Origin of the sequence: Novosphingobium sp. 63-713 (assembly GCF_001898925.1) — a bacterium.
In the GTDB taxonomy this organism is placed as follows: domain Bacteria; phylum Pseudomonadota; class Alphaproteobacteria; order Sphingomonadales; family Sphingomonadaceae; genus Novosphingobium.
In genome coordinates, this window is the sequence record NZ_MKVS01000004.1 from 90,197 (window position 1) to 116,153 (window position 25,957).

General features: G+C 61.9%; 23 protein-coding genes and 1 pseudogene. 21 read left to right on the forward strand and 3 right to left on the reverse strand.

What is annotated here, in order from left to right:
• Positions 1-19 precede the first annotated feature (19 nt).
• Positions 20-2,503, forward strand: coding sequence for a transglycosylase domain-containing protein (locus BGP00_RS00750; RefSeq protein ID WP_168602865.1), 2,484 nt, complete (start codon positions 20-22; stop codon positions 2,501-2,503).
• 12 nt (positions 2,504-2,515) lie between these two features.
• Here BGP00_RS00750 and BGP00_RS00755 read toward each other — a convergent pair whose 3' ends face one another.
• Entirely contained in the window at positions 2,516-3,277 is a 762-nt protein-coding gene (locus tag BGP00_RS00755) for a metallophosphoesterase family protein (RefSeq protein ID WP_292692727.1), read from the reverse strand.
• 10 nt (positions 3,278-3,287) lie between these two features.
• Complete coding sequence (locus BGP00_RS00760) at positions 3,288-4,130, reverse strand: SGNH/GDSL hydrolase family protein (protein WP_292692730.1); 843 nt, start codon at positions 4,128-4,130, stop codon at positions 3,288-3,290.
• A 122-nt stretch (positions 4,131-4,252) separates the two neighbouring features.
• On the opposite strand from BGP00_RS00760, the gene BGP00_RS00765 reads away from it, so the two are divergent.
• The 5 genes from BGP00_RS00765 (at position 4,253) to BGP00_RS00785 (ending at position 9,451) form a co-directional block, all read left to right on the forward strand.
• On the forward strand, positions 4,253-4,807 hold the full coding sequence (locus tag BGP00_RS00765; protein ID WP_292692889.1) for a peroxiredoxin: 555 nt from the start codon (positions 4,253-4,255) through the stop codon (positions 4,805-4,807).
• Between the two features lie 369 nt (positions 4,808-5,176).
• Positions 5,177-6,304: a peptide chain release factor 2 gene (gene prfB / locus BGP00_RS00770; RefSeq protein WP_292692732.1), complete on the forward strand. Its 1,128-nt coding sequence runs from the start codon at positions 5,177-5,179 to the stop codon at positions 6,302-6,304.
• A 29-nt stretch (positions 6,305-6,333) separates the two neighbouring features.
• Positions 6,334-7,224 (forward strand): class A beta-lactamase, encoded by an 891-nt coding sequence (bla, locus tag BGP00_RS00775; protein WP_292692735.1) that lies wholly within the window; start codon positions 6,334-6,336, stop codon positions 7,222-7,224.
• Between the two features lie 179 nt (positions 7,225-7,403).
• Complete coding sequence (locus BGP00_RS00780; RefSeq protein WP_168602382.1) at positions 7,404-8,810, forward strand: nitronate monooxygenase; 1,407 nt, start codon at positions 7,404-7,406, stop codon at positions 8,808-8,810.
• A 146-nt stretch (positions 8,811-8,956) separates the two neighbouring features.
• Positions 8,957-9,451, forward strand: coding sequence for an SH3 domain-containing protein (locus tag BGP00_RS00785; protein WP_292692738.1), 495 nt, complete (start codon positions 8,957-8,959; stop codon positions 9,449-9,451).
• A gap of 307 nt (positions 9,452-9,758) precedes the next feature.
• Here the strand turns inward: BGP00_RS00785 and BGP00_RS00790 are convergent, their stop codons facing one another.
• Positions 9,759-10,952: an acetyl-CoA C-acyltransferase gene (locus BGP00_RS00790; RefSeq protein ID WP_292692741.1), complete on the reverse strand. Its 1,194-nt coding sequence runs from the start codon at positions 10,950-10,952 to the stop codon at positions 9,759-9,761.
• Between the two features lie 309 nt (positions 10,953-11,261).
• Between BGP00_RS00790 and BGP00_RS00795 the strand changes: the two genes are divergently transcribed.
• The 15 genes and pseudogenes from BGP00_RS00795 (at position 11,262) to nuoN (ending at position 25,950) form a co-directional block, all read left to right on the forward strand.
• The gene (locus BGP00_RS00795) at positions 11,262-11,648 is read left to right on the forward strand and encodes an NADH-quinone oxidoreductase subunit A (RefSeq protein ID WP_168602385.1); all 387 of its coding nucleotides are present in this window, start codon (positions 11,262-11,264) and stop codon (positions 11,646-11,648) included.
• Positions 11,645-12,199: an NADH-quinone oxidoreductase subunit B family protein gene (locus BGP00_RS00800; RefSeq protein WP_168602386.1), complete on the forward strand. Its 555-nt coding sequence runs from the start codon at positions 11,645-11,647 to the stop codon at positions 12,197-12,199. The genes BGP00_RS00795 and BGP00_RS00800 overlap by 4 nt, the downstream gene beginning before the upstream one ends.
• A gap of 11 nt (positions 12,200-12,210) precedes the next feature.
• Positions 12,211-12,822 (forward strand): annotated as a pseudogene (locus BGP00_RS00805) (NADH-quinone oxidoreductase subunit C); the annotation flags it as partial.
• Positions 12,823-12,833: 11 nt separating this feature from the next.
• Positions 12,834-14,048, forward strand: a complete 1,215-nt coding sequence (locus BGP00_RS00810) for an NADH-quinone oxidoreductase subunit D (RefSeq protein WP_168602388.1) — start codon at positions 12,834-12,836, stop codon at positions 14,046-14,048.
• Positions 14,045-14,395 (forward strand): nuclear transport factor 2 family protein, encoded by a 351-nt coding sequence (locus tag BGP00_RS00815; protein ID WP_292692750.1) that lies wholly within the window; start codon positions 14,045-14,047, stop codon positions 14,393-14,395. Before BGP00_RS00810 ends, BGP00_RS00815 begins: the two co-directional genes overlap by 4 nt.
• Positions 14,395-15,063, forward strand: a complete 669-nt coding sequence (gene nuoE / locus BGP00_RS00820) for an NADH-quinone oxidoreductase subunit NuoE (RefSeq protein WP_292692752.1) — start codon at positions 14,395-14,397, stop codon at positions 15,061-15,063. The genes BGP00_RS00815 and nuoE overlap by 1 nt, the downstream gene beginning before the upstream one ends.
• 3 nt (positions 15,064-15,066) lie before the next feature.
• Complete coding sequence (gene nuoF, locus BGP00_RS00825; RefSeq protein WP_168602390.1) at positions 15,067-16,362, forward strand: NADH-quinone oxidoreductase subunit NuoF; 1,296 nt, start codon at positions 15,067-15,069, stop codon at positions 16,360-16,362.
• The gene (nuoG, locus tag BGP00_RS00830) at positions 16,362-18,386 is read left to right on the forward strand and encodes an NADH-quinone oxidoreductase subunit NuoG (protein WP_292692756.1); all 2,025 of its coding nucleotides are present in this window, start codon (positions 16,362-16,364) and stop codon (positions 18,384-18,386) included. Before nuoF ends, nuoG begins: the two co-directional genes overlap by 1 nt.
• Positions 18,383-19,429, forward strand: a complete 1,047-nt coding sequence (gene nuoH, locus BGP00_RS00835; protein WP_168602392.1) for an NADH-quinone oxidoreductase subunit NuoH — start codon at positions 18,383-18,385, stop codon at positions 19,427-19,429. The genes nuoG and nuoH overlap by 4 nt, the downstream gene beginning before the upstream one ends.
• Positions 19,426-19,911: an NADH-quinone oxidoreductase subunit NuoI gene (gene nuoI, locus BGP00_RS00840; RefSeq protein WP_168602393.1), complete on the forward strand. Its 486-nt coding sequence runs from the start codon at positions 19,426-19,428 to the stop codon at positions 19,909-19,911. Before nuoH ends, nuoI begins: the two co-directional genes overlap by 4 nt.
• 21 nt (positions 19,912-19,932) lie before the next feature.
• Positions 19,933-20,550, forward strand: coding sequence for an NADH-quinone oxidoreductase subunit J (locus BGP00_RS00845; protein ID WP_168602394.1), 618 nt, complete (start codon positions 19,933-19,935; stop codon positions 20,548-20,550).
• A 10-nt stretch (positions 20,551-20,560) separates the two neighbouring features.
• The gene (gene nuoK, locus BGP00_RS00850; RefSeq protein ID WP_168602395.1) at positions 20,561-20,866 is read left to right on the forward strand and encodes an NADH-quinone oxidoreductase subunit NuoK; all 306 of its coding nucleotides are present in this window, start codon (positions 20,561-20,563) and stop codon (positions 20,864-20,866) included.
• A 5-nt stretch (positions 20,867-20,871) separates the two neighbouring features.
• On the forward strand, positions 20,872-22,914 hold the full coding sequence (gene nuoL, locus BGP00_RS00855) for an NADH-quinone oxidoreductase subunit L (RefSeq protein WP_292692763.1): 2,043 nt from the start codon (positions 20,872-20,874) through the stop codon (positions 22,912-22,914).
• A gap of 28 nt (positions 22,915-22,942) precedes the next feature.
• Positions 22,943-24,487, forward strand: coding sequence for an NADH-quinone oxidoreductase subunit M (locus tag BGP00_RS00860; RefSeq protein ID WP_168602397.1), 1,545 nt, complete (start codon positions 22,943-22,945; stop codon positions 24,485-24,487).
• Positions 24,487-25,950: an NADH-quinone oxidoreductase subunit NuoN gene (nuoN, locus tag BGP00_RS00865; RefSeq protein ID WP_292692766.1), complete on the forward strand. Its 1,464-nt coding sequence runs from the start codon at positions 24,487-24,489 to the stop codon at positions 25,948-25,950. Before BGP00_RS00860 ends, nuoN begins: the two co-directional genes overlap by 1 nt.
• The last annotated feature ends 7 nt before the right edge of the window (positions 25,951-25,957 follow it).

A 25,957-nucleotide genomic window follows, 5' to 3' on the forward strand; every position in this document is an offset into this window, starting at 1 on the left:
GGGTGGCGCATGGCGCCGGATGCTGGCGCGGCCATTGGCTTTTCTGGGGCCGATAACGGGGCGCTTTGGCGCATGGCTGCGCGCGCGCTGGCAAAGCGGGCGGCTGTTTCGCATCGGCGCGCTGGTGCTGGGGCTGGGCCTGGCTTTCTGGGTGCTGCTCTATGTGACGGTTCTGCGCACGCTGCCCTCGGCGGATACTTTGCTGACCTATCAGCCGCCGCTGCCCACGATGGTGCGCGGCAATGACGGCGGCATCGTCTATTCCTATGCCCGCGAGCGGCGCGTCCAATTGCGCTATGTCGATTTCCCCAAGCAATTGGTGAATGCGTTCCTCTCGGCCGAGGACAAGAACTTCTTCCATCACGGCGGGGTCGATTTCATCGGTCTGGGGCAGGCGGTGGTCGATTACGCGCTGAAATATGGCAGCGGTGAGCGCGCGCGCGGCGGCTCGACCATCACGCAGCAGGTGGCCAAGAACATCCTGATCGGCGATGAATATTCGGTCAGCCGCAAGCTCAAGGAAATGATCGTCGCCTTCCGCATCGAGGGCGTGCTGAACAAGCAGCAGATCCTTGAACTTTATCTCAACGAAATCCCGCTGGGCCGCCAGAGCTTTGGCGTGCAGGCCGCCGCGCGCGCCTATTTCGGCAAGGATGTGGACAAGCTGGAGCTGCATGAGGCCGCTTTCCTCGCCATCCTGCCCAAGGCGCCCGAAGTCTATGGCCGCGCCAAATTCGCCGACAAGGCCATCGCGCGCCGCAACTGGGTTCTGGACCAGATGGTCAAGAACGGCGCGGTCGATGCCGGTGCCGCCGCCAATGCCAAGGCGCAGCCGCTCGGCCTGATCCAGCGCCGGGTGGAAACCTATGATCCTTCGGTCGGCTATTTCGTCGAGGAAGTGCGCCGCCAGTTGATCGCCAAATATGGCGAGAATGCCGAGGACGGCCCCAACAGCGTCTACGCGGGCGGGCTGTGGGTGCGCACTTCGCTCGATTCCGAGCTTCAGAAGGCGGCGCAGGAATCCCTGCGTGGGGGCCTGCTGCGTTATTCGGCGGGCAAGGGATGGCATGGGCCGATCGCCCATATCGACCTCGACCCCGAACATTGGCAGAGCCAGTTGATCGGATTGAACAAGACGATTGCGTACAAGGACTGGCGTGTCGGCGTAGTCCTGCGCCGGGGCGGGAATGGCCAGATCGGCTTTACCGACGGCAGCACGGCGGCGCTGACGGGCCTGCTCGATCCGGTGCGGGTGGGCGATGTCGTGACCGCTGCGCCGGTTGGCGGCGGGGTCTATGGCCTGCGCCTGCTGCCCGGCGTCGGCGGCGGCATGATGGTGGAGCAGCCCGGCACGGGCCGCGTGCTGGCCGTGGCGGGCGGGTTTGATGATGGGCTCGACGCCTTCAACCGCGCCACGCAGGCCCAGCGCCAGCCCGGTTCGACCATCAAGCCCTTCGTCTATGCCACTGGCCTCGACAATGGCATGACACCCGCCAGCATGGTCGCGGACCAACCCTTCTGTGTCTATCAGGGCGCCAATCTGGGCGAAAAATGCTTCCGCAACTTTGACAGCCGGGGCATGGGCGGCATCCATACGATGCGCTGGGGCCTGGAACAGTCGCGCAACCTGATGACGGTTCACATCGCCAATGATGTGGGCATGGACAAGGTGGTCAAGACCTTTGCCAATATGGGCATCGGCAAATATCCGCCCTATTTCGGCTTTGCGCTGGGCGCGGGCGAAACCACTGTGGCCCAGATGGTCAATGCCTATTCGGCGCTGGCCTCGAACGGGGTGCAGCATGACCAGACCTTTGTGGACTTCATTCAGGATCGCAACGGCAAGGTCGTCTGGCGCGCGGATGAGCGGGCCTGCAATGGCTGCAACATGCCCGATTGGGATGGCAAGCCGATGCCGCGTTTTGCCCCGCGCGGGCATCAGGTGATGGATGCGCGCACCGCCTATCAGACTGTCCATATGCTCGAAGGCGTGGTCCAGCGCGGCACGGCGGTGACGCTGCGCGATCTGGGTCTGCCGCTGTTTGGCAAGACGGGCACGACCACCGGGCCGACCAATGTGTGGTTTGTGGGCGGATCGCCCAAGATCGTTGGCGGCGTCTATATCGGCTATGACCAGCCCAAATCGCTGGGCGGCTATGCGCAAGGGGGGACCTATGCCGCGCCGATCTTCAAGCAATTCGTGCAATTGACCAAGACGCGCTGGGACCACACGCCCTTTGTCGCGCCGCCGGGCATCCGCATGATGAAGATCAGCCGCGCCACCGGTCAGCGCGTGTTCGGCGGCACGCCGGGCGATGATCCCAAGGCGGAAGTCATCTGGGAGGCCTTCAAGCCCGAGACCGAGCCGCAGCGTGTGGGCCGTCAGGAACAGGTCGCGGCCAAGCGCAGCGAATTGCTCGACGCGATCCGGCGCGGGTTTGATGCCTTGGGCGGGCGCGTGTTCCAGCGCGGCGATGGCGAGGATATGGTGGTCGAGCAGTAAGCCCGGCCGCCATCAGCCCATCTTGCCGGTCCGCAGGGCCTGCGCCCATCCGGCGCGGCCCATCGCCTCGGCCCGCCGCGCCGCGCTTTCATGGTCATAGGCCACCGCGTGCAGCGTGACATGCCAGCGCCCATCGACAAATTCGGCGCTCAGATAGCGGGCGTCGGGCGTGCCGGTTTCGACCACATGCCATGATGGCACATCATCCTCATAGGCGGGCAGGCCGACGCTGCCCGCATTGGCGATCTGGCGTCCATCGGGCAGCGCCACCACCCGCGGCATATGCGTATGGCCGCAAAGCGTCAGCGCATGATGGCTGGCGTGGGGCAGGATCTCCTCATGCGTCGATTCGCGCATCCGCCCGCGACTGCCCTTGCGGCGGCGGTGGAGCCAGTAGGTGTCGTCGCTGTCGGGCGTGGCGTGGCACAACAGGACGTTGCCTGACGAGTTGGGGTCGGGCCATTCCATAGTTCCGGGCAGGGCGGCCATCCATGCGCGGATGTCATCATCAATGGCGGCATGGGCGGCGGCATCGGTCGGGCCCATCTCGGCCGGGTCGATGGTCAGCAATTGCCGCTCATGATTGCCCGCCAGCGTGGGCCAGTTCAGCGCCATCAGCCTTTGCGCCGTTTCGCGCGGCCAGAGCGGGCCGGAGAGGGAATCGCCCAGATTGACGATCTGCGTGATCCCGCGCGCGGCAATGTCGGCCATCACGGCCTCAAGCGCGGGCAGGTTGCCGTGAATATCGGAAACGGCGGCGAAATGCAGGCTCATCTGGCGCGCCCTAACGCGCCTTCCACGCCGCCTCGATCAGCGCAGCGTCGGCGGCCATCCCGGCCTGATTGGGGTGATAATTGACCCCGTCCTTCTTGGCCAGATCGGGGCTGGCGCCGTTCGACCACGGCGCCGCGCCGCAAATGCCGTGATCCGCCGAGGCGCGATCAAGCGGCACTGTGCGGGCAAAGGCGCGATAGGGGCGTACGGCGGCCTCGGTGATGGCGCTGAGCGTGGCGGGAATCGGGCGAATCTGTTCGACCGCTTCATCCGACAGGCCGGTGGCGGGGCAATTGCCCTTGGCGGGCATCAGCGAGAAATATTGCACGATCAGCACGCGGGCCTTGGGCGAGCGCTGGTGGATGGTGGCGATCATCCGGTCCATATCGGCGGCCAGTTTCGCCTTGGCCTCCTGCGTCAGCGGGGCGAAGGGCGTGCAGCCGCCGCCGAAATAGCGCGCGCGCTCCGCTTCGCTCAGCGAGGGGCAGCGCAATTTGCCGATGGCGGTCATATAGCCCAGATCATTGCCGCCGATCGTCACCGTCACCAGCCGGGTATCGGCATCCAGCGCATCGACCTGCGCGGGCAATTCATTCCACGGCCCCAGAATATGCGCGGTGGTCGCCCCGCTGCATGAAACATCCTTCAATTCCAGCCCGGCCTTTTGCGCGAAAATATGTGCGGCATTGCTGGCCGAACGGGCGCAGCGGTTGGCGGGCGTGTCGGCGCTCTGGCCGATGTTGGGGCCTGCGGCATAGGAGCTGCCCATGGCGACATAGGGCGCGCCCGCAAAGGCCGCGGCAGGCAGCAGGGCAGGGACGAGCGAGAGCGCGAGCAGGGCGGGGTTTTTCATGGGAGGCAGGATTTGCCGATTATCGCCCCGCTGGCAAGAGAGCGGCTGCGTTTCGCCCAACGTGTCCGTTCGTTCAGGTCTCTGGACAGAAGGGGGCAACAGGCACATTCTGCGCATCCATGATGAACCCCCGTCACCTCTTCGCCCCTGCGCTGGCCGCTGTTGCCGCTGGCGCCCTGTTGTCCACCCCGGCGCAGGCCGAACTGGCGGTGGGAGCCGCCGCGCCCGCCTTTGTCACGCAAGGGGCCAAGGCCGGCAAACCCTTCACGTTCGACCTGAAACAGGCGCTGAAGAAGGGGCCGGTCGTGGTCTATTTCTATCCCAAGGCTTTCACCAAGGGGTGTACGCTGGAGGCCCATGCCTTTGCCGAGGCGAGTGATGATTTTGCCAAGGCGGGCGCGATGGTGATCGGTATGTCGGCCGATGATCTGCCCACGCTGGAAAAGTTTTCGACGATGGAATGCCGCGACAAGTTCCCCGTGGCGATTGCCGATGCCGGTATCATCAAGAAATATGACGTTGCGCTTTCCATCCTCGGCATCTCGGCGTCGGTGACCAAACGGACTTCCTATGTGATCGGCACGGATGGCAGGATCAAGCTGGCCTTCACCGACATGGACTACAAGGATCACGTCTCCAAGACGCTGGCCGCCGTGCAGGGGCTGGCCAGGCATTGAGGCAGGAGTCTGGCGAGGGGGTTAACACCTGCCCGCCCGGCCATCCCGTTTTGAGACTTTTGCATTGTGCGAATGGGCGTGGCGCCCATCCTTGGGCATGAGGGTTTTGCGCCTGATTCCGGGCGTTTGATTCACCCGCATGGCCAAGGAGGTGTGCGATGATGCAAACTGTGTTGAACAATCTGACACTGCGCACCTCGGCGATTTCCCTGCTGATGCTGGCCCCCCTGATAATGCGGGGCGGGCATTGATCGGGGCGGTCGGGGTGGCTGCGCCGAATAACGCAGGGAAGCCCTGTCGCTTTCCCTTTACTTTCCCCTCAATCCGGCTAACGCGCCGTGGTTTGGATAAAAGACAAGGGTAAAGACCATGCGTGCCGAAGGGCAGGCCCATATTGACCGGATCGAAGCAGCTTTGGCGCTGGTCCGCAAGTTTCTCGACTGGGAGCGTGCGCTACGCCGCTTTGACGAGCTGAACGCGCGCGTCGAGGACCCCAAGCTTTGGGACAATCCCAAGGAAGCCGAAGCGGTGATGAAGGAACGTCGCCGCCTTGAAGCCAGCATCGGCGCGGTCAACGAGATCAGCGCGGAAATGCGCGACGCGATCGAGTTCATCGAGCTGGGCGAGATGGAGGATGATGAGGCCACCGTTGAGGAAGGTCTCTCGACTCTGGCCGCTCTGGCCGAACGCGCGGATCGCGACAAGGTGCAGGCGCTGTTGGCGGGGGAAGCCGACGGCATGGACACCTATATCGAAATCCACGCGGGCGCGGGCGGCACCGAATCGCAGGACTGGGCCTCGATGCTGCTGCGCATGTACACGCGCTGGGCGGAAAAGCGGGGCTTCAAGGTCGATCTGATCGAGTTTCAGGCGGGCGACACGGCGGGCATCAAGAGCGCGACCATCCTGTGCAAGGGTGAGAACGCCTATGGTTATGCCAAGACCGAGAGCGGCGTGCATCGCCTCGTCCGCATCAGCCCCTATGACAGCAGCGCGCGGCGGCATACCTCGTTCAGCTCGGTCTGGGTCTATCCGGTGATCGACGACAGCTTTACCATCGACATCAATCCTTCGGATCTCAAGATCGACACGTACCGGGCTTCTGGTGCCGGTGGTCAGCACGTGAACACCACCGATTCGGCCGTGCGTATCACCCACGTGCCCAGCGGCATCATCGTGGCGTCTCAGATCGACCGCAGCCAGCACAAGAACCGCGAAACCGCGATGAACATGCTGAAGGCGCGTTTGTACGAGGCCGAAATGCAGCGCCGCGAAGAAGCGGCCAATGCCGAACATGCCTCGAAGAGCGACATCGGATGGGGTCACCAGATCCGCTCCTACGTGTTGCAGCCCTATCAGATGGTGAAGGATCTGCGCACCGGCGTGACCAGTCCGACGCCCGCCGATGTGCTGGACGGCGATCTGGACGCCTTCATGGCCGCCGCCCTGTCGCAGCGCGTGACGGGCGAAAAGGTCAATGTCGAGGACGTGGACTGATGATCCCGATGCTGGGGCGCCGGCATTTTATGAGTGGCGCTCTGGCGGCGGGGGCATTGGTCGGTGCGCGCGCGGGCGCGTCGTCGCCCTTGTCCCGGCAATGGGGCCTTCATCTCGGGCGCGATATTGAGCGGCAATATGGCGGGCGTCTGGGCTTTGCTGTGGCCTTCTCGTCGGGCGGTATCGTCAATTGGCGCGGACATGAGCGTTTTGCATTTTGCTCATCCTTCAAACTGAGCCTCGCCGCGCTGGTGCTGACCGGAGCGGAAAAGGGCGAGTGGCGGCTGGATGAGAAGCTGCCTTTCGGCAAAGGCGAGGTTCTCTTCAATTCGCCCGCCTTGCAGGCACGGTTGGGGCTGGGCAGCATCTCGATGGCAGAGGCCGCCGAGGCGGTGCAGAAGCAGTCCGACAATGGCGCGGCCAATCTGCTGATGCGCCGGATGGGCGGTTTCGACCGGGTTAACCGGTTCTGGCGGGGCCTTGGCGATATGGTCAGCAGGCTGGACGACTACGAAACCGCGCTCAATCGCGTGCCTCCGGGCAGCTTGCGCAACACCACCACGCCTGAGGCCATGGCGGACAATCTGTTCAGGATGTTCAGGCAAGGGGCCTTGTCGCCCGCCGTTGTCACCCGGCTGAAAGACTGGATGCACGATACGACCACCGGGGCGAAGCGCCTGCGCGCGGGCCTGCCTGGTAACTGGTGGGCCGGGGACAAGACGGGGACCGGCCTTCCGGCCGATATCCCCGGCACCTATGTCGATCTGGCCTGGGTGGAACCGCCCGATTTGGCGCCATTTGCGATTGCGGCCTTTTATCAGCCGCCAAAGCCCACGCCCGACGGCGATTCGAATGCCGAAACGGTGCTGGCGCAGGTCGGTCAAAACATTGCCCAGACCATTGTGCTGCAAGGAAAATGAGGCAGAATGCAGACGAGCTATGCTGATTTTAGTCGCATGCTTGGCCGAAAGGTTTATGAACGCTATTTGAACAATTGGAAGATCCGGTCGCCCCGATTGGATCTTCCGGGGCCGCAGAGGGGAGGGAGGGTGCTTCTCTTTCTGTGGTGTGTCGGGGTTTGTGGTGAAAGTTACAGGCAATGAGTTTCAAGGGTTTGCAGCCGATCCTTTATGGTGGTCGTGAGGTTTGGCCGCTGGTGGAAGGCGGCAAGGGTGTGGCGGCGACCAACCATGCCAGCTCGGGCGCATGGGCGGCCGCAGGCGGCATTGGCACCGTCAGCGCGGTTAACGCCGACAGCTATGACCCCGAAGGCAAGATCATTCCCCAGGTCTATCATGAGCTGACCCGACAGGGGCGGCATGAGGAATTGATCCGCTATGCCATTGATGGCGCTGTGGAACAGGTGAAGCGTGCCTATGACATCGCCTCGGGCCGCGGCGCGATCAACATCAACGTCCTGTGGGAAATGGGCGGGGCGCAGCAGGTTCTCGAAGGCGTGCTCGAACGCACCAAGGGGCTGGTGACGGGCGTGACCTGCGGGGCGGGCATGCCTTACAAGCTCTCGGAGATCGCGGCGCGGTTCAACGTGCATTACCTGCCCATCGTCTCCTCGGGCCGCGCGTTCCGCGCGCTGTGGAAGCGGGCCTATCACAAGGTGGCCGAACTGATGGCGGCGGTGGTCTATGAAGACCCCTGGCTGGCGGGCGGGCACAATGGTCTGTCGAACGCGGAAGACCCGACCAAGCCTCAAGATCCTTATCCCCGCGTTAAACAACTTCGCGAAACCATGCGCGCCGAGGGCGTGCCGGACAGCGTTCCCATCGTGATGGCGGGCGGCGTGTGGTTCCTGCGCGAATGGGAAAACTGGATTGATAATCCGGAGCTTGGCGCGATCCTGTTCCAGTTCGGCACGCGTCCGCTGCTGACCGAGGAAAGCCCGATTCCGCAGGCGTGGAAGGACCATCTGCGCACCATCGAGCCGGGTGATGTGCTGTTGCACAAGTTCTCGCCCACGGGTTTCTATTCCTCGGCGGTCAAAAATCCCTTCCTGATGAGCCTGGTTGCGCGCAGCGAGCGCCAGATCCCCTATTCCAAGGTCGAAGCGGGCGATCATACGGTACAGCTCGACGTTGGCGTCAAGGGCAAGAATTTCTGGGTCACGCCTTGCGACCGGGCCCGTGCGCATCAGTGGGTGAACGAAGGCTTTGTCGAGGCGCTGCGCACGCCCGACGACACGGTGATCTTTGTCTCCAAGGCCGAGCGGGAGGAAATCCGCAAGGATCAGGCCGATTGCATGGGCTGTCTGTCGCATTGCGGTTTTTCCAGCTGGAAGGACCATGACGACTGGACCACGGGCCGCATGGCTGACCCGCGCAGCTTCTGCATCCAGAAGAGCCTGCAGAACATTGCCCATGGCGGCGACATCAACGAAAACCTGATGTTTGCGGGCCATGCTGCCTATCGGTTCAAGCAGGACCCGTTCTATTCGAACAACTTCACCCCCACGGTGAAGCAGTTGGTGGATCGCATCCTGACCGGCGATTGATCGGCGGGTTTCAGAACCCAATCGAAATTGGCCCGGTCATGTTCAGGCGTGACCGGGCTTTTTCTTGGCCTCTTATGCCCGGCCTTGCGGCGGATCGCATAGGGTGGCGCTTGCCGCATCGGTGGCAAGGTGGCTATAGTTGAGCCATGTTGGATGAATTCTGGAATAAGTTTGGGCGGGCCGGCCTGCTGGCGGGCCTGATGATCGCCGCGCTTGCGGCCAATCCAGCGGGGGCCGAAACGCCGCAATTCCCGGCATGGCGGTCGCTGCGCGATCCGGTGGTCAATATGCGCACCGGACCGGGCGAGGATTATGCGATCCGCTTCGTCTATCGCCGTCAGTTCCTGCCGATCAAGGTGCTGCGCGTGTTTCAGGGCTGGTATCTGGTCGAAGACCCCGATGGCGCCCGCGGCTGGATGATGATGCGGTTTCTCAACAAGACGCCCACCGCGCTGATCCGTGGCAAGGGGCCGGTGGAAATGCACGCTGGGCCAGGCGAGGGCACGCCGCTGTTGTGGAAACTGGCGCCGGGGCTGGTTGGACGCTTGGGCGGGTGCAAGGATGGTTGGTGCCAGATTGATGTCGAGCGGCATGTGGGCTTTGTGCCTGAGGGGCGTTTGTGGGGGGCGGGGAAGCCTTAAAATTATGCGAGGGTCTAGACCCTCGCGCTCCCGTTACTGTCTGCGTTGTGTAAAGGGTTCGGCGTCAGGTGTCGGACGCGCCGTTTGAGTTTTGAAAGCCTGCGGCGCGGTAAGATTTGCGTTCACCGCGCCGCAGGCTTTATTCGCATTCTACAAAAGCGGAACCCGCGATTATTTCACCACCCCATTAATGGGATTGCAAAGGGACGAGTCCCTTTGCCCGCCGGAGGCACCCAAAAACCCCAAACAAAAAAGAAGCGCCCCAACGTCCCCGTCAGAGCGCTCCTTTTAAACAAATGCCGGTGAATTAAACCAGTTCAACCGCCACAGCCGTACCTTCACCGCCGCCGATGCAGAGCGCGGCCACGCCCTTCTTCAGCCCGCGCGCCTTGAGCGCCGCGATCAGCGTGACGAGGATGCGCGCGCCCGAGCAGCCGATCGGGTGGCCCAGGGCGGTTGCGCCGCCGTTGACGTTGACCTTGGCGTGATCGAGGCCGAGGTCGTGGATCGCGAACATGGCCACGCAGGCAAAGGCTTCGTTGACTTCGAACAGGTCGACATCGGCAACGGTCCAGCCCGCCTGATCCAGCGCCTTCTGGATCGCGCCGACCGGGGCTGTGGTGAACAGCTTGGGGTCATGCGCGTGGGCGGCAACGGCCTTGACGATGGCGACGGGCTTGGCGCCCTTGGCATCGGCCACGCTCTGGCGGGTCAGCACCATGGCCGCCGCGCCGTCCGAGATCGAGGAGGACGAGGCCGCCGTGATCGTGCCGTCCTTGGCAAAGGCGGGCTTGAGGGCAGGGATCTTGTCCGGGCGGCCCTTGCCGGGGGCTTCGTCGGTGTCGACCACGACTTCGCCGCTGCGGGTCTTGATCGTCACGGGGGCGATTTCATCGGCAAAACGACCTTCTGCGACAGCCGCCTTGGCGCGGGCCAACGATTCGATCGAATAGGCGTCCATGCCCTCGCGCGTCAGGCCGTAATCATTGGCGGTGACCTGCGCAAAGCTGCCCATGGCGGCGCCTTCATAGGCGTCTTCGAGGCCGTCGAGGAACATGTGGTCATAGGCGGTGTCATGGCCGATGCGCGCGCCCGAGCGGTGCTTTTTGAGCAGATACGGCGCGTTGGTCATGCTTTCCATGCCGCCCGCGATGACGAAATCGACGCTGCCCGCCGCCAGCGCCTCAGAAGCCATGATGACCGTCTGCATGCCCGATCCGCAGACCTTGTTGACGGTGGTGGCCTGAACCGACTTGGGCAGACCGGCCTTGATCACAGCCTGACGGGCAGGGGCCTGGCCAAGCCCTGCGGGGAGGACGCAGCCCATATAGGCGCGTTCGAATTCCTCACCAGCGATGCCGGAGCGCTCGACGGCGGCCTTGACGGCGGTGGCGCCAAGTTCGGTGGCGGAAACTTCGGAGAGGCTGCCCTGCATCGCGCCCATCGGGGTGCGGGCGTAGGAAAGAATGACGATCGGATCAGCAGCGGAAATCTGTGCCATGAAACTTGGACCCTCCGGTATGTAAGGCGCAGGTTGCGCCTGATGCTGCGAGGCGCATAGGCGCCTGAGGTTACAGGCGTGCGTGCCTGTTGAATCAAGAGATAGTGTCGCCATGCAGCAAAGGCAATCAGGGATAGGTCTATGGCCCGAAGTGGCGCAAATAGGTGAAAAATGCGCTATTGAGAAGCACTTGCAGATATTCTCGCAGGTTCTTTTCGCTCCTGCACAGTTTGAGGCTTCAGGACACTTGCACACCCCGGAAAGGGGGACTAGGGCCGCCAAAGCTCAACTTAATCTGCGAGTCAGCTCTTGATCGACCTGTCGCACTACCTGTCGAACTACCTTCCCATCCTGATCTTTCTCGGGATCGCGCTTGGTCTGTCTTCGGCCTTCGTCATTTTGCCCATTCTCGTGTCGCGCCTTACGGGTTCGTACAAGCCGGATGCTGACAAGCTTTCGGAATATGAATGCGGCTTCCCCGCCTTTGAAGAACCGCGCAGCCAGTTTGACGTGCGTTTCTATCTCGTGGCGATCCTCTTCATCATCTTCGATCTCGAAGCAGCTTTCCTGTTTCCCTGGGCGGTCAGCCTGAAGGAAACCGGCTGGGCTGGCTGGCTGACGATGATGGTGTTTCTTGCCGAACTCGTGATCGGCTTTGCCTATGCGTGGAAGAAGGGAGCGTTGGACTGGGAATGAGTACAAATCCCTCCTTTGAACCGATCATGGCGGCTAACGGCAAGTTGGTCGCCCCCGATCAGGGTTTCTTTAACGACCTGTCGAACGAAGTGTCCGACAAGGGCTTTCTGGTAACCAGCACCGAGGAACTGTTTCAGTGGGCCCGTACCGGCTCGCTGTGGTGGATGACCTTTGGCCTGGCTTGCTGCGCCGTGGAAATGATCCACGTCAATATGCCGCGATATGACATGGAGCGCTTTGGTGCTGCTCCGCGCGCATCGCCGCGTCAGTCGGACGTGATGATCGTGGCCGGCACGCTGTGCAACAAGATGGCCCCGGCGCTGCGCAAGGTCTATGACCAGATGTCGAACCCGAAGTATGTGATCTCGATGGGGTCATGTGCGAATGGTGGCGGCTATTACCACTATTCCTATTCGGTGGTGCGCGGATGCGATCGCATCGTGCCGGTCGACATTTATGTGCCCGGTTGCCCGCCGACCGCCGAAGCCTTGCTCTATGGCATCATGCAGTTGCAGCGGAAGATCCGCCGCGTCGGCACCATCGAGCGTTGAGGGAGGGACGAATGGCTGTTCTGCATTCCGCCCCCAAGTGGAGCTCGAACGAGGGCGTTCTCGACAAGCTGGTAGCCGCTTTGGCCCACCGCGTCGCGGCGTCCAAGGAAGAGCATGGCGAAATCGTCATCACGGTGACGCGCGAGCACGTCGAGGATGCGTTGCGCATCCTGCGCGACAAGCATGAATATCAGCAACTGGTGGAAATCGCCGGCGCCGACTATCCGAGCCGCCCCGAGCGGTTTGAAGTCGTCTACATGCTGCTCTCGCTGACGCAGAATCACCGCATCATCGTCAAGACCACCACCGATGAGGTTGCTCCGGTTCCCACCGTGACGACGCTCTGGCCGGTGGCTGGCTGGCTCGAACGCGAAGTGTTCGACCTGTATGGCGTGGTCTTTGCGGGCAATGCGGACCTGCGCCGCATCCTGACCGACTATGGCTTTGAAGGGCATCCCTTCCGCAAGGACTTCCCGCTGACGGGCTATCAGGAACTGCGCTACTCGAACGAAGAGAAGCGTGTGGTTTATGAGCCGGTGCGTCTGGCGCAGGATCTGCGTCAGTTCGACTTCACTTCGCCGTGGGAAGGTGCAGACTATGTGCTGCCGGGCGACGAGAAAGCTGGGGAAGGCAAATGAGCGGTCTGATCCTCGAAGAATCGCCGACCACCGGCGATGAGATCATCACCAATTACACCATCAACTTCGGCCCTCAGCACCCCGCCGCCCACGGCGTGTTGCGCATGGTCACCGAGTTGGACGGTGAAATCGTCACGCGTATCGACCCGCATATCGGCCTGCTGCATCGCGGCACCGAAAAGCTGATCGAATACAAGACCTATCTACAGGCGCTGCCCTATTTCGACCGGCTGGACTATTGTTCGCCGCTCGGCATGGAGCATTCCTATGTTCTGGCGGTGGAAAAGCTGCTGAACCTGGAAGTGCCCGAGCGTGCCAAGTGGCTGCGCACGATGTTTGCGGAAATCACGCGTATCTGCAACCACATGCTGAACATCGGCTCGCACGTCATGGACGTGGGCGCGATGACGCCGAACCTGTGGCTGTTCGAAATCCGCGAGGATTGCCTCAACTTCTTCGAGCGCGCTTCCGGCGCGCGTATGCACTCGGCATGGTTCCGCCCCGGCGGCGTCCATCAGGATGTGCCGCAGAAGTTGATCGACGACATCAGCGTCTGGCTCGACAAGCGTCTGCCCGAACTGTTCGAAGACGCGATGAGCCTGGTGTGCGACAACCGCATCTTCAAGCAGCGCAACGTCGATATCGCCACGGTCAGCAAGGAAGACGCGCTGGCATGGGGCTTTTCCGGCCCGATGATCCGCGGCAGCGGCATTGCCTGGGATCTGCGCAAGTCGCAGCCCTATGATGCCTACGATCAGGTCGATTTCGAAGTGCCCGTGGGCACGCGAGGCGACTGCTATGATCGCTTCATGGTTCGCGTCGAAGAAGTGCGCCAGTCGGCCCGCATCATCCGCCAGTGCATCGAAAAGATGCCTGCCGGGCCGGTGCTGAGCAGCGACCGCAAGGTGGCTCCGCCCAAGCGCGCCGAGATGAAGCAGGACATGGAAAGCCTGATCCATCACTTCAAGCTCTACACCGAAGGCTTCCACGTTCCGGCGGGCGAAGTCTATGTGGCGACCGAAAGCCCCAAGGGCGAATTCGGCGTCTATCTGGTGTCGGACGGCTCGAACAAGCCCTATCGCTGCAAGATCCGCCCGACGGCTTTCTCGCACCTTCAGGCGATGGACTTCATGACCAAGGGGCACATGCTGCCCGATATCACCGCCATCCTTGGCGCGATGGATATCGTGTTCGGGGAGTGCGACCGGTGAGCCATATCGCAACCGCCGAGGCGATGATCGCGGCCTATAACGCGCAGGATGCCGACCTTTACGTGTCCTATATGACCGATGATGCCTGCGAAGCGGGCTATCGCGGCGCTGTGGTGCGCGAAGGCAAGGAAGGCACCCGCACGGGTCTGGCCGCGGCTTTCGCCAAGTGGCCGCAGAACCATGCCGAGATCCGCGAAAAGCAGACCATCGGCAATTATGTGCTGTTCCGCGAATATGTCACGCGCGGCCCGGCCAGTGATGGTTCGGAATTGGTCGAGCCGTTCGAAGTCATCGCCGTCTATTCGTTCGAGGGCGACAAGTGCTCTCGCGTGGAGTTCATCCGCTAATGGCTGATCGTCATATCTACCCCGATAGCCCTGAGCTGCGCGCGCGCTGGGGCAATTTCGCCTGGACCGAGGCCAATGCGGCCAAGGCCAAGGAAATCGTCGCGCGCTATCCCGAAGGGCGTCAGCGCTCGGCCTCGATGCCGCTGCTCGATCTGGCGCAGCGTCAGGTGGGCGCGGAAACGAACACGCAGGGCTGGTTGCCGATCCCGGTGATGGAATATGTCGCGAATTATCTCGACATGCCGATCATCCGCGTGGTCGAAGTCGCCACCTTCTACACCATGTATAATCTGGTTCCGGTCGGAAAGTTCCATGTGCAGGTCTGCGGCACCACGCCCTGCATGCTGCGCGGCAGCGACGACCTGATCTCGGTGTGCAAGGCCAAGAAGATGCCGACCGGCGGCGTTTCGGAGGATGGTCTCTGGACCTTCACCGAGGTGGAATGCATGGGCAATTGCTCGTCGGCGCCGATGGTGCAGATCAATGACGACAATTACGAAGACCTGACCGCCGAGCGTTTCGAGGGCATTCTGGATGCTCTTGCGCGCGGCGAAAGCCCCAAGACGGGCACGCAGGAACCGGGCCGCCACACGGTGGAGCCGGTGGGCGCGCTTTCGTCGCTGACCGCCATGGTCAATGAAAATCACGATTATCGGGGGGAGTGGTAAGTCATGGCCCTTCAGGACAAGGATCGTATCTTCACCAATCTCTACGGTTATCAACCGTGGAATTTGGCGGCGGCACGCGCTCGCGGCGATTGGGACAACACCAAGGCGCTGATGGAGCGTGGTCGCGACGCGATCATTCAGGAAATCAAGGATTCCGGCCTTCGCGGTCGTGGCGGTGCGGGCTTCCCCACCGGCATGAAGTGGAGCTTCATGCCCAAGGAAAGCAAGGACGGTCGTCCCAGCTTCCTGGTTATCAACGCCGACGAATCCGAACCTGGTTCGTGCAAGGACCGCGAAATCATCCGTCACGATCCGCACAAGCTGATCGAAGGCGCGCTGGTGGCCGGTTTTGCGATGGGAGCCCGTGCGGCCTACATCTATATTCGCGGCGAATATATCCGCGAAGCCGAAACGCTGTTTGCTGCTGTTGCCGAGGCCTATGACGCCGGGCTGGTGGGCAAGAACGCCAGCGGTTCGGGCTATGATTTCGACGTCTTCGTCCATCGCGGCGCGGGCGCCTATATCTGCGGCGAAGAAACCGCGATGATCGAATCGATCGAAGGCAAGAAGGGCCAGCCCCGTCTCAAGCCTCCGTTCCCCGCCGGTGCCGGTCTCTATGGCTGCCCCACCACGGTGAACAATGTCGAATCCATCGCTGTTGCTCCCACCATCCTGCGTCGCGGCGCGGGCTGGTTCGCTTCGTTCGGGCGTGAGAACAACAAGGGCACCAAGCTCTTCCAGATCTCGGGCCATGTGAACAAGCCCTGCGTGGTCGAAGAAGAGATGTCGATCCCGTTCAGCGAGCTGATCGAGAAGCATTGCGGCGGCATTCGCGGCGGCAAGGACAACCTGCTGGCGGTCATCCCCGGCGGTTCGTCGGTGCCTTTGGTGCCGGCCGATCAGATCTGGGACGCGCCGATGGACTTTGACGGTCTGCGCGCGGTCGGATCGGGTCTGGGCACCGCGGCGGTGATCGTCATGGACAAGTCGACCGACATCGTGCGCGCGATCAGCCGCCTTTCGTACTTCTACAAGCACGAAAGCTGCGGCCAGTGCACGCCGTGCCGCGAAGGCACCGGCTGGATGTGGCGCGTGATGGAGCGTCTGCGCAAGGGCGATGCCGATGTGCAGGAAATCGACATGCTCTGGAACGTCACCAAGCAGGTTGAAGGTCACACGATCTGCGCGCTGGGTGATGCGGCGGCTTGGCCAATCCAGGGCCTGATCCGTCATTTCCGCCCCGAAATTGAGCGTCGCATTGCCGAAAAGGGCGGTGCGCTGCGGGAGGCCGCTGAGTAATGCCTAAGGTCAAAGTTGACGGCGTGGAACTTGAGGTGCCGGCCGGCGCCACTGTTCTGCAAGCCTGCGAAATGGCGGGGAAGGAAATTCCGCGCTTCTGTTATCACGAACGTCTGAGCATTGCGGGTAACTGCCGCATGTGCCTGGTCGAGGTGAAGCCCGGGCCGCCCAAGCCGCAGGCTTCCTGCGCGCTTCCGGCCAGCGAAGGCCAGGAAATCCGCACCGACAGCGAGATGGTCAAGAAGGCGCGTGAAGGGGTGATGGAGTTCCTCCTCATCAACCACCCGCTCGACTGCCCGATCTGCGATCAGGGCGGCGAATGCGACCTTCAGGACCAGAGCGTGGCCTATGGCCGCGGTTCTTCGCGTTACCACGAGCACAAGCGCGCGGTGACCGAGAAGTATATGGGTCCGCTGATCAAGACGGTAATGACGCGCTGTATCCAGTGCACGCGCTGCGTCCGTTTCAGCGAGGAAATCGCGGGTGTGGATGAAATCGGCGCGCTGTATCGCGGCGAGAACATGCAGATCAGCACCTATCTGGAAAAGGCTTCGACGCATGAGCTGTCGGCCAATGTGATCGATCTGTGCCCGGTCGGCGCGCTGACTTCGCGTCCCTACGCGTTCGAAGCCCGTCCTTGGGAACTCAAGAAGACGATCTCGATCGACGTTTCGGACGCTATCGGCTCGAACATCCGCGTCGATGCGCGCGGCCGCGAAGCCATGCGCATCCTGCCGCGCGTCAATGATGACGTGAACGAGGAATGGCTGTCCGACAAGGGCCGCTACATGGTCGATGGCCTGTCCAAGCGCCGTCTCGACCGTCCGTTCATCCGTCTCGACGGTAAGCTCAAGGCGGTGTCGTGGGACGAGGCGCTTGCCGCTGTCGCTAGAATCGCGCCGGGCAATTCGATTGCGGCGGTCGCGGGCGATCTGGTCGATGTCGAAACCATGTATGCGGCCAAGAAGCTGCTGTCGGGCCTCGGTTCGTCGGTCCTCGAAGGGCGTCAGACGGGTCTGGCTTACAGCACGGCCAATCTGGCGGCGGTGAATTTCAATTCGGGCCTGGCCGGGATTGAAAGCGCTGATGCCATCCTGATCGTGGGCAGCCATGTTCGCTGGGAAGCCGCGGTGCTCAACGCCCGTCTGCGCAAGGCGGTCAAGCATGGCGCCAAGGTGTTCATCATCGGCCCCGAATGGGAAACGACCTATCCGGCCGAATTCCTGGGCTCCGACGCTTCGGTGCTGAATGCGCTCCCCGCGCATGTCTGGTCCGCTTTGCAGGGCGCCAAGCGTCCCGCGCTGATCATCGGCGGGGCAGGGCTGGCCAAGGGCGCGCTCGAAGCGGGTCTTGCGATCAGCCAGCAGCTTGGGCTGGTGCGTACGCTGGAAGACGGTTCGGTGTGGAACGGTTTCAACGTTTTGCACATGGCGGCTTCGCGCATGGGCGGCCTGCTGCTAGGTTATGCGCAGAAGGGTGGCATCAATGATGTCGCCGCTGCCAAGCCCAAGCTGCTGCTTTCGCTGGGCGCGGATGAGGTGGATTACACCAAGTTTGCCGACAGCATGATCGTCTATGTCGGCCATCATGGCGACAAGGGCGCGCATGCCGCTGACGTGATCCTGCCGGCTTCGGCTTTCACCGAAAAGGCGGGCATTTACGTCAACACCGAAGGTCGCGTGCAGTTTGCCGAAAAGGCTGTGTTCGCGCCGGGGGATGCGCGGGAAGACTGGGCGATCCTGCGCGCGATTGCGCAGGTGCTGAACGTGAACGTCGGCTTTGACAGCTTCGACGAACTCCGCTCGGCGCTGTTTGCCGAATATCCGGCGCTGCTGGTTGATGGTGGTCTGATCGATTTCGGCCCGCTGCCCACCGGCGTTTCGGGTTCGGCCGCTGGCGAAATCGCCTATCCGATCAAGGATTTCTATCTGACGAACCCGATTGCGCGGGCGAGTGAGACGCTGGCGCGTTGCTCGGCCGAACTGCTGCACGGGTCGCAACCCCAAGCGGAGGCTGCGGAATGACCGCCTTCTTCCAATCGCTTGGCCTGCCGTTTGGAGCGGCATGGCTGATTTCCACCATTGCGGGGATCCTGCTGATCGCGCTGCCGCTGATGCTCAGCGTGGCGATGATCATCTATGTCGACCGTAAGATCTGGGCGGCCATGGCGCTGCGTCGCGGTCCGAACGTTGTCGGCCCGCTGGGTCTGCTTCAGTCGTTTGCCGACGGTCTGAAGGTTTTCCTGCAGGAAACCATCGTTCCGACCGCCGCCAACAAGGGCATCTTCCTGATCGGCCCGGTGGTTACCTTCACGGTGACGCTGTTGGCCTGGGCGGTGATCCCGTTCAACTCGGGCGCGATCCTGGCCGACATCAATGTGGGCCTGCTCTATGTTCTGGCGATTTCGTCGCTGGGCGTTTACGGCACGATCATGGCGGGTTGGGCTTCGAACTCGAAATACCCGTTTTTCAGTGCGATGCGCGCCTCGGCTCAGATGATTTCCTATGAAGTCTCGATCGGCTTCATCCTCATCTGCGTGGTGCTGTGGGCGGGCTCGTTCAATCTGGGCACGATTGTTTCGGCGCAGAAGGGCCATGTGTTCGGCATTCTGAACGGCTTTGGTTTCAACCCGTTGCTGTTCCCTATGTGGGTGCTGTTCCTGATCTCGGGCATGGCGGAAACCCAGCGCGCTCCGTTTGACCTTTGCGAAGCGGAGTCGGAACTCGTCGCCGGTTATCAGACCGAATATTCCTCGATGGCCTTCGCGCTGTTCTGGCTCGGCGAATATGGCAACGTGCTCCTGATGTGCGCATTGAATGCCACGCTGTTCTGGGGCGGTTATCTGCCGCCGCTGGATATTCCGGTGCTTTACATGGTACCGGGCGTGATCTGGCTGCTGCTCAAGATCTTCTTCTTCTTCTTTGTGTTCAGCTGGGTGAAGGCCACCGTGCCGCGCTATCGCTATGACCAGCTGATGCGTCTGGGCTGGAAAATCTTCCTGCCGCTCTCGCTGCTGTTCGTTTTCCTCGTCAGCGGTTACCTCATGGCTACGGGACATTTTGCATGAGCGTCGCCCATCTCATCAAGAGTTTCACCCTCTGGGAGTTCGTGAAGGCTCACGCCCTGACCTTGAAGTATTTCTTCAAGGAAAAGGCGACCATCAACTATCCCTATGAGAAGAACCCGCTTTCGCCCCGTTTCCGTGGTGAACATGCGCTGCGCCGCTATCCCAACGGGGAAGAGCGCTGCATCGCGTGCAAATTGTGCGAGGCGATCTGCCCCGCGCAGGCCATCACCATCGAGGCCGAACCGCGCGATGACGGCAGCCGCCGCACCACGCGTTATGATATCGACATGACCAAGTGCATCTTCTGCGGTTTTTGCCAGGAAGCATGCCCGGTCGACGCCATCGTCGAAGGGCCGAATTTCGAATACGCGACCGAAACGCGTGCCGAACTGCTCTATGACAAGAACAAGCTGTTGGCGAACGGGGACAAGTGGGAGCGGGCGATTGCCGCGAACCTTGAAGCCGATGCGCCCTACCGTTAAGGCGCGGGCCGGAGACAAGAGATGATCCAAACGCTTGCCTTTTATCTGTTCGCCGCGCTGGTGATTGCCTCGGCCGTGATGACCATCACGGCGCGCAATCCGGTGCATTCCGTGCTTTGGCTGATCCTGGCCTTCTTCAACGCCGCAGGTCTGATGATCCTGATCGGTGCCGAGTTCATCGCGATGCTTCTGGTCATCGTGTATGTCGGCGCGGTGGCGGTGCTGTTCCTCTTTGTGGTTATGATGCTCGACATCGACTTTGCCACGCTGCGGGCCGGTTTCGTGAAGAATTTCCCGCTGGGTCTGGCGATTGCCGGCATTCTGCTGGCTGAACTGCTGTTTGGTCTTGGCGCTCATTCGGCCGGTGGCCTCGTGTTGGGCACGCCCGACGCGGCGACGGCTCCTGCGGCCAATGTGCCCAATATTCAGGCGATCGGCGCAGTGCTCTATGGGCACTACCTGTTCCTGTTCGAAGCGGCGGGTGTCGTGCTGCTGGTGGCCATGATCGGCGCCATCGTGCTGACCCATCGCCAGCGCAATGACGTGCGTCCGCAGAATATCTCCGAACAGGTCAAGCGCCGTCCGGAAGATGCCACCATCAACACCCGTCCCGAAGTGGGCGGCGGCGTGAAGCTGTAAGGGGGCGGCCATGATCGGTATTGAACATTATATCGTTGTCAGCTCGATCCTCTTCGGGCTGGGCGTGCTGGGCATCGTGCTCAACCGCAAGAACATCATCATCGTGTTGATGGCCATCGAGCTTATTCTGCTCTCGGTGAACATCAACCTCGTGGCCTTCAGCGCCTTCCTGCATGACCTGGCCGGTCAGATCTTCGCGATGTTCGTGTTGACCGTGGCCGCGGGTGAAGCAGCCGTGGGCCTGGCCATCCTCGTGATCTACTTCCGCAGCCGCGGCACGATTGCGGTGGACGACGCCAACCGGATGAAGGGGTAAGACCTGTGCATTCGATCCTCTTCATTGTTTTCCTGCCGTTGCTGGCCTCGGTTATCGCCGGGCTTGGCAACAAGGCGCTGGGCAAGTTCCCGGCCAAGGTGGTGACGACGGGCGGGCTTTTCGCTGCCTGTCTGCTCTCCTGGCCGATCTTCATCAGCTTTCTGACCGGCCATGCCGAAGCCACCGTCGTTCCTGTGCTCAAGTGGGTGCAGTCGGGCGATCTCAGCTTTAACTGGGAATTGCGCGTCGACACGCTTACGGCGGTGATGCTGGTGGTGATCACCAGCGTCTCGGCGCTGGTCCACCTTTATAGCTGGGGCTATATGGACGAAGAGCCGGATCAGCCGCGCTTCTTCTCCTATCTCTCGCTCTTCACCTTCGCCATGCTCATGCTGGTGACCGCGAACAATCTGGTTCAGATGTTCTTCGGCTGGGAAGGCGTGGGTCTGGCTTCGTACCTGCTGATCGGTTTCTGGTTCCGCAAGCCTTCGGCCGGTGCGGCCGCGATCAAGGCTTTCGTGGTCAACCGCGTGGGTGACCTTGGCTTCATGCTGGGCATTTTCGGCGTGTTTCTGGTGTTCGGCACGGTGTCGATCCCCGAGATCCTCGCCAATGTTCCCAACCATGCGGGCAGCACGATCGGCTTCCTTGGCCACCGTTTTGACACGCTGACGATCATTTCGATCCTGCTGTTCATCGGTGCGATGGGCAAGTCGGCGCAGCTCGGCCTCCACACCTGGTTGCCGGACGCGATGGAAGGCCCGACGCCTGTGTCGGCGCTGATCCACGCGGCCACCATGGTGACCGCAGGCGTGTTCATGACTTGCCGCCTTTCGCCGCTGTTCTCGGCCAGCCCCGATGCGATGACGTTTGTCACCGTCGTTGGCGCGGCCACCTGCTTCTTTGCCGCCACCATCGGCACGACGCAGTGGGATATCAAGCGCGTGATCGCCTACTCGACCTGTTCGCAGCTGGGCTATATGTTCTTTGCGGCTGGTTCGGGCGCTTTCGGCGCTGCCATGTTCCACCTGTTCACGCACGCCTTCTTCAAGGCCCTGCTGTTCCTTGGCGCCGGTTCGGTGATCCATGCGATGCATCACGAGCAGGACATGCGCTATTATGGCGCGCTGCGTAAGAAGATCCCGCTCACCTATTGGGCGATGATGGCCGGTACGCTGGCGATCACCGGCGTGGGTATTGTCGATGTGTTCGGTTTCGCGGGCTTCTATTCGAAGGACTCGATCCTCGAAGCCGCCTATGGTTCGGGCACCGGCGTTGGCCACTTTGCCTTCTTCATGGGCATCACGGCCGCGTTGCTGACCTCGTTCTATTCGTGGCGTCTGGTGTTCCTGACCTTCTTCGGCAAGGCCCGCTGGTCGCAGTCGGAGCATATCCAGCACGCGGTTCACGACGATCACGGCCATGGCCACGATCACGCGCATGGCCACGACCATCACCATGGTCACGCCCATGACGATGACGGCACCGCCGGTTATCACCCGCATGAAAGCCCGCTGGTGATGCTGCTCCCGCTCATTATCCTGAGCATGGGCGCGATCTTTGCCGGTTTCGTCTTCAACCATGCCTTCATCTCCGAAGGCGACGGTGAATTCTGGAAGGGCAGCCTCGTGTTCTCCGAACACCTGATCCACCACATGCACGAAGTGCCGGTGTGGGTTAAGTGGGCTCCGTTTGGCGTGATGGTGACCGGCCTGCTGGGCGCGATCTACGCTTACATCATCAATCCCGGCTTCCCGGCGGCCTTTGTCCGCGCGATCAAGCCGATCCACACTTTCGTTTACAACAAGTGGTTCTTTGACGAGCTCTACAACTTCCTGTTCGTCCGTCCTGCCTTCGCGCTGGGCCGGTTGTTCTGGAAGGCTGGCGATGTCGGCTTCATTGACCGCTTTGGCCCCAATGGTGCGGCCTGGGTTGTGGTTCAGGGCACGGGTCTGGCCCGTCGTCTCCAATCTGGTCTGCTCACCAGCTATGCGCTGTGGATGCTGATCGGCCTGGTGGCTGCGGTCAGCTGGGTTCTCACTCGATAAAGGCGGGCAGCGAAAAGGTTTTATGGCAATGACCGGTTTTCCCATCCTTTCGCTGATGCTGGCGGTGCCAGCGGTTGCGGCTGTGGCGGCTTTGTTCGCCTCGGCCGGGGCCGCGCGCACCATCGCGTTGGTGGCGACGTTGATCGACCTGGCGCTGGGCCTCGATCTCTGGGCCAATTACCAGATCGGCGGGCCCCAGTGGCAATTCGTCGAACACGCCCAATTGTTCAGCGGTTTCAGCTGGGCGCTTGGCATTGACGGCATCGCACTGGTGCTGATCGTCCTGTCCGTCTTCCTGATGCCGATCTGTATCGGCGCCAGCTGGGACGCGATCGAGAAGCGCGTGCCAGAATATATGGCCGCGTTCCTGTTCATGGAAACGCTGATGATCGGCGTCTTCGCAGCGCAGGATCTCTTCCTGTTCTACATCCTGTTTGAGGCAGGCCTGATCCCGATGTATCTCATCATCGGCATCTGGGGCGGCGCGGATCGTATCTACGCCAGCTACAAGTTCTTCCTCTATACGCTGCTTGGCTCGGTGCTGATGCTGATCGCCATGCTGTGGATCGTGAACCTGACGGGCACCACCTCGATCCCCGTGCTGATGGAATATAACTTCCCGGTGCAGGCGCAGTATCTGCTGTGGCTGGCCTTCTTCGCCTCGTTTGCGGTGAAGATGCCGATGTGGCCGGTGCACACCTGGCTTCCCGATGCGCACGTTCAGGCGCCGACCGCTGGTTCGGTTATTCTGGCAGGCGTGCTGCTCAAGATGGGCGGCTATGGTTTCATCCGTTTCAGCCTGCCCTTCTTCCCCGAAGCCAGTGCCTATTTCGCGCCGCTGGTGTGGGGCCTCTCGATCGTCGCCGTGGTTTATACCTCGCTGGTCGCGCTGGTTCAGTCGGATATGAAGAAGCTGATTGCTTATTCGTCGGTGGCGCATATGGCCATCGTGACGCTGGGTCTGTTCGCTTTCAACCGTCAGGGCCTTGAAGGTTCGATGGTGGTGATGCTGGCCCACGGTCTGGTGTCGGGCGCGCTCTTCCTCTGCGTCGGCGTGATCTATGATCGCCTGCACACTCGCGAGATCAACCGCTACGGCGGCATCGCGATCAACATGCCGCATTATGCGCTGTTCTTCATGTTCTTCACCATGGCTTCGGTGGGTCTGCCCGCCACCGCCAACTTCGTGGGTGAATTCCTGTCGCTGCAGGGTATCTACAAGGCTTCGAGCTGGACCGCGCTGATCGCGGGCACGGGCATCATTCTGGGTGCGGCCTATATGCTGTATCTCTATCGCCGGGTTGCCTTTGGCGAGCAGAAGAATGCCGATGCCGCCGCGATGCCCGATCTGACGGCCCGCGAATATCTGCTGCTGACGCCGCTGGTGATCGCGACACTGTGGATGGGCATCTATCCCGAAAGCTTCATCGCGCCGATCCGCGCCGACATCGCCCATCTTGACGCCCGCCTTGCCGCGGCCCGTCCGGCCGGCGATGCGCAGGTGACGCCGGGCCATCCTGTGGCTGAAACTCATGAAAGCGCCGAGCATAGCGGCGAAGGGAGTGAAAAGTAATGAACTGGGCATCTTCCCTTCGCCTGGTGGCTGCTGAGGAATTCCTCAGCGTCTCCGGGCTGGTGCTCCTGCTGGTCTGCGCGTGGGCGGGTGATAAATCCGCCCGTCTGGTGACCTGGCTGGCGGTCGCGGCTCTGGTCGTGGCGGGCGTGCTTGTCGCGCCTGCTCTGTTCGGCGGCGTGTTCGGTGCCGAGGCTTCGGCCTTTTATGGCCAGTATGCGGCGGACAGCTTCTCCTCCTTTGCCAAGCTGTTGATTTACAGTGCTGCGGGTGTATCGCTGCTGGTGGCGCCCGGCTTCTTTGAGCGTCAGGGCGGCTATCGCGCCGAATATCCGGTGCTGGCGCTGTTTGCGGCGCTGGGCATGGGCCTGATGGTCTCGGCCACCGACATGCTCACGCTCTATGTCGGCCTCGAAATGAACTCGCTGGCGGCCTATGTGCTGGCGGCCATGTCGCGCTCGGATGATCGTTCGCCCGAAGCGGGGCTGAAATATTTCGTGCTGGGTTCGCTGGCCTCGGGCATCCTGCTCTTCGGCATCAGCCTGACCTATGGCTTCGCCGGCAGCACGAGCTTTGACGCCATCCACACCGCGCTGGTTGGCAAGATGTCGACCGGATCGCTCTTCGGTCTGGTGTTCATTCTTGTCGGCCTGTCTTTCAAGATCAGCGCCGTGCCGTTCCACATGTGGACGCCTGACGTCTATGAAGGCGCGCCAACCCCGGTGACCACCTTCTTCGCCACCGCGCCCAAGGTTGCCGCTCTGGCTCTGACCATGCGCGTGACGCTGTTTGCCTTTGGTATGCAGGCCGCCGCATGGCAGCAGATCATTGTCGCCATCTCGCTGCTCTCGATTGTCGTGGGCGCGCTGGGCGCTATCGGTCAGGGCAATATCAAGCGCCTGATGGCCTATTCGTCGATCAACAACGTGGGCTTCATGCTGATCGGTCTGGCCGCTGCCACGCCGGGCGGCGCGGCTTCGATGCTGGTTTACCTGTCGATCTATGTCGTGATGTCGATCGGCGGTTTCGTGGCGATCCTGTCGCTGCGCGATGCCGAGGGCAATGCGGTGGAAAAGATCGCTGATCTTGCCGGTCTGTCGCGCAGCAAGCCGGGGCTGGCCTTTGTGCTGGCAATGGTGATGTTTAGTCTGGCCGGCATCCCGCCGCTCTTCGGCTTCTGGGGCAAGTTTGTGGTCTTCCAGTCGGCGGTCGCCGCCGGTCTGGTCCCGCTTGCAACGGTGGGCATCGCGGCTTCGGTGATCGGTGCTTTCTACTACCTCAAGGTGGTCAAGGTGCTGTATTTCGACGAACCGGCGGACAAGGTTGTGGGTTCGGTGGATGGCGTTCACGCGGTTCTGCTCTATGGCAGCGCCATCGTGATCTCGCCCATCGGTTATCTGTTCACCGGTTGGCTGGGCGGTCTGGCCCAGTCGGCGGCGGCGGCGCTGTTCCACGCGGCCTGAGAAACTG